Consider the following 4,343-nt stretch of genomic DNA (forward strand, 5'->3'; position numbering starts at 1 on the left):
GTTTCCTTTTCAACTTCAACCACTTGCGCTTCAGATCTCTCGTCAGCGGGAGGCGAATTCTACAGCGTTACACGCTGCTGTCAACACCTCTTTTTCAACTCCCTTTCGGCTTCGATGAACTGAAGCAACCTGCTGTCAAAACTGCGTAACTCTTTGTTTACCAAGGAGTTTTCCGTTTCGACTGCGCCGGAAGTGGGGCGAATTATAGACACCTGGAATCTGCCGTCAAGCACTGATTTAGGTTTTCTATCAACAAGCTGCAGAAAGCAGCAAAACCACCCAAAGAAAGCCTATACAGAGGAGCCGAAACACCCCTCTATATAGAAGAGACCTATCAGAGAACGCCCGAAGCCTTGAATGCGGACACCGCCCCGGCATCCAGGCCCAACACCCGCTGCAAAACTTCCAGCGTGTGCTCACCCAGCAGAGGAGGTGCAAAACGGTACTCCACCGGCGTTTCCGACAGTCGAATCGGGCTCGCCACCTGAGGCACCATCCCGGCCAGCGCATGCGGCAGCTCGATAGCCAACCCGCGCGCCTTCACCTGAGGATCAGCAAACATCTGCGCCAAGTCATTGATAGGCCCGCAGGGCACACCAGCCTGCTCCAACTGCACCACCCATTCAGCGGTAGTCTTGAACACCGTCGCCTGACGGATCAGCGGAATCAGTACCGCCCTGTTTGCCACCCGCAGCTTGTTGGTCGCAAAACGCGGATCGTCCGCCCACTGCGGCTGCCCGGCCACTTCCGCGAACTTGCGGAACTGCCCATCGTTCCCGACGGTAAGGATGAAATCGCCATCCGCCGTAGGAAAATCCTGATAGGGCACGATGTTCGGGTGAGCATTACCCAAGCGTTTAGGCGCATTGCCTGTCGTCAGGTAGTTCATTGCCTGGTTGGCCAGACAAGCCACCTGCACATCCAGCAGAGCCATATCGATATGCTGACCACCGCCGTCGTGATCCCGATGCGCAAGCGCAGCCAGGATTGCGACAGTCGAATACAGCCCGGTCAGGATGTCCGTCAGCGCCACGCCAACCTTCACCGGCCCCGCACCCTCTTCGCCTTCAGGTCGCCCCGTCAGGCTCATGAGACCGCCCAGCCCCTGGATCATGAAGTCATAACCCGCACGCTTGGCGTAAGGACCGGTCTGGCCGAACCCGGTGATCGAGCAATAGATCAGATCCGGATTGATCGCCTTCAGCGACTCATAGTCCAGACCATAAGCCGCCAGACCGCCGACCTTGAAGTTCTCGATCAGGATGTCCGACTTGGCCGCCAGTTCACGCACCAGCTTCTGCCCTTCAGGGCGAGTGAAGTCGATGGTGACCGATTGCTTGTTGCGATTGGCCGACAAGTAATACGCGGCCTCGCTGGTGTTCTCGCCATAAGCGTCTTTAAGGAACGGTGGTCCCCAGGCGCGCGTGTCATCGCCGTTACCCGGACGCTCGACCTTGATCACTTCGGCGCCAAGGTCGGCCAGGATTTGCCCGGCCCAAGGCCCGGCCAGCACCCGCGATAAATCCAGTACCCGTAGATGCGATAGCGCGCCCATGGACGTTCTCCTTAATAGAACGCCTGGAGGCCGGTTTGCGCACGACCGAGGATCAGTGCATGGACGTCGTGCGTACCTTCATAGGTGTTCACCACTTCCAGGTTAACCAGATGACGCGCAACACCGAATTCATCGGAGATGCCGTTCCCGCCCAACATATCGCGAGCCATGCGCGCGATGTCCAGGGACTTGCCGCAAGAGTTGCGCTTCATCATCGAAGTGATTTCGACTGCCGCGGTCCCTTCGTCCTTCATACGACCCAGACGCAGGCAACCTTGCAGCGCCATGGTGATTTCAGTCTGCATGTCGGCCAGTTTCTTCTGGATCAACTGAGTGGCGGCCAGCGGGCGACCGAACTGTTGGCGATCCAGGGTGTATTGGCGAGCGGTGTGCCAGCAGAACTCGGCCGCACCCAGCGCACCCCAGGAGATGCCGTAACGTGCCGAGTTGAGGCAAGTGAAAGGACCTTTCAGGCCACGGACATCCGGGAAGATGTTCTCTTCCGGAACGAATACGTTGTCCATCACGATCTCACCGGTGATCGATGCCCGCAGGCCCACCTTGCCGTGAATCGCCGGAGCGCTCAGGCCTTTCCAGCCTTTCTCCAGAACGAAACCGCGGATGTCGCCGGCATCGTCCTTGGCCCAGACCACGAACACATCGGCGATCGGGCTGTTGGTGATCCACATCTTGCTGCCGGTGAGGCTGTAGCCGCCTTCCACTTTGCGCGCACGACTGATCATCGCGCCCGGGTCGGAGCCGTGGTTTGGCTCGGTCAGACCGAAGCAGCCGATCCATTCGCCCGACGCCAGTTTCGGCAGGTACTTCTGCTTCTGCGCTTCGGTACCGAATTCATTGATTGGCACCATCACCAGCGAGGACTGCACGCTCATCATCGAACGATAGCCGGAGTCGATGCGCTCGACTTCACGGGCGATCAGGCCGTAGCTGACATAGTTCAGGCCGCTGCCACCGTACTGCTCGGGGATGGTTGCACCCAACAGGCCGATTTCGCCCATTTCGCGGAAGATCGCCGGATCGGTCTTCTCATGACGGAAAGCTTCGAGGATGCGCGGCGCAAGGCTTTGCTGAGCGAATTGCGCAGCCGTGTCGCGAATCATGCGTTCTTCTTCAGTGAGCTGTTGATCCAGCAGCAGGGGATCGATCCAGTTGAAGCTAGCTTTACCGCCCATGAGTGTGTCCTCTCGAATCGGGTCAAATAACGTGGACTGATCCTAGGCCCGGATCGGCGCTACGGCAAACGAGGATTTTGCATACTGTTGTGCTAATTTCTCACTCCGAAACGTCGCGAAAGAGCCTTTATGCGATGTATTAGTGAGGTTGACGTACATGCGCAGAAAGATACCCAGCACCACCGCCCTGATCAGCTTCGAGGCCGCGGCGCGCCACGAGAGCTTCACCAAGGCCGCCCAGGAACTTTCGCTGACCCAAGGCGCGATTTGCCGACAAATCGCCAGCCTTGAAGAGTTCCTCAGCGTGGAACTGTTCCGACGCTCGCGGCGCGGGGTCAAGCTGACGGAAGCCGGACTCTCCTACAGCCGTCGAGTGGCCACTCAGCTCGATGCGGTTGAGCGCGATACCTTGTCCGTGATGGGCCAGCAGGGCACCAACGTGATCGAACTGGCCGTAGTTCCGACCTTCGGCACCCAATGGCTGCTGCCGCGCCTCAAGGACTTCCAGCAAAAGCACCCGGAAGTGACGGTCAACCTGACCAACCGCACGCGGCCGTTCCTGTTCGCCGACACGGATTTCGATGCCGCCATCTACTTCGGTGACGCGGATTGGTCGGGTACTGAGTCCCACAGGCTGATGGGTGAAAATCCGATGCCCGTTTGCAGCCCCAACCTGCTCGGAAACAAGACCGGTCTGACGCCCGGCGAAATCGCCGACTTACCTCTCCTGCAACAGACCACCCGCCCCTATGCCTGGCGCCAATGGTTCGACTCCCAGCACCTGAATGTCCCGAGAGACATGACAGGCCCCCGCTACGAGCTATTCTCCATGCTCGCCCAGGCCGCCATGCACGACATGGGCATTGCCCTGATTCCGCCGTTCCTGATTCAAAGGGAGTTGAAAGAGAAACGCTTGGTGATCGCCAACCCGCAAGCACTGTCCAGCATCAAGGCTTACTACCTGATGATTCCTGAGCGAAAGGTCGAATCCGCGTCTTTAAGGGCATTTCGTGACTGGCTGGTAAATCAGGCGCACAGCTACAGCCTAGAGGGATAAAGGCTCCCCATGATTACCTAACCCCGTAGTCAGCAAAATGAAAGCCCTACAGATGTACGTATTTGTCGCATAGCAGCAAACTGTATCGAAAAGTCGTACAAACGTCCCACAAGCGCCTGATGACGCGGCTTTGCGCCACTATTTCGAGGCGATGCCGCATCATTCATACGGCCGATGTGTAAATTCTTCAATTTCGGCCAGAATCCTTGAAAAGCACGGTCTGCAAGGGATCGAGCCGGTTGGTTGCGACATTCGGTCACGGGGTGACTTGTAGTTAATTTTCCGTCACCCGTCATAATCCCTTGAAGGGCACAAAGTTCGCCTGCAAAATGCCGCGCCCCGCCCTGATTTGGCGGGATCGTGCTGATCGGCCGCCCCAGCCGCACCATCCGTAGTGCATGGGTTTACTCTATAAGATCACGCAGGAGATTTGACGTGCACATTGGTGTTCCTCTCGAAACCCAGACCGGTGAAACACGGGTTGCTGCAACCCCGGAAACCATCAAGAAGCTGATCGGCCAGGGCCATAAGGTCACTG

Annotated in this window: 4 protein-coding genes; 2 read left to right on the top strand and 2 right to left on the bottom strand. The window is 57.9% G+C overall.

All coding sequences use genetic code 11. The features are described 5' to 3' along the window. Window positions 1–334 precede the first annotated feature (334 nt). On the bottom strand, window positions 335–1,555 hold the full coding sequence (locus KGA96_RS29470; RefSeq protein WP_223466910.1) for a CaiB/BaiF CoA transferase family protein: 1,221 nt from the start codon (window positions 1,553–1,555) through the stop codon (window positions 335–337). An 11-nt stretch (window positions 1,556–1,566) separates the two neighbouring features. Beyond that, the gene (locus KGA96_RS29475) at window positions 1,567–2,748 is read right to left on the bottom strand and encodes an acyl-CoA dehydrogenase (RefSeq protein ID WP_046043971.1); all 1,182 of its coding nucleotides are present in this window, start codon (window positions 2,746–2,748) and stop codon (window positions 1,567–1,569) included. Window positions 2,749–2,905: 157 nt separating this feature from the next. Between KGA96_RS29475 and KGA96_RS29480 the strand changes: the two genes are divergently transcribed. Both KGA96_RS29480 and KGA96_RS29485 read left to right on the top strand, forming a co-directional pair. Next, on the top strand, window positions 2,906–3,805 hold the full coding sequence (locus tag KGA96_RS29480) for a LysR family transcriptional regulator (protein ID WP_008053123.1): 900 nt from the start codon (window positions 2,906–2,908) through the stop codon (window positions 3,803–3,805). Window positions 3,806–4,240: 435 nt separating this feature from the next. Beyond that, window positions 4,241–4,343, top strand: a 103-nt coding sequence (locus KGA96_RS29485) for a hypothetical protein (RefSeq protein WP_150723572.1), incomplete at its 3' end; no start/stop codon positions are given.

It is taken from the genome of Pseudomonas sp. GL-R-26 (assembly GCF_019947365.1).
Lineage (GTDB): Bacteria > Pseudomonadota > Gammaproteobacteria > Pseudomonadales > Pseudomonadaceae > Aquipseudomonas.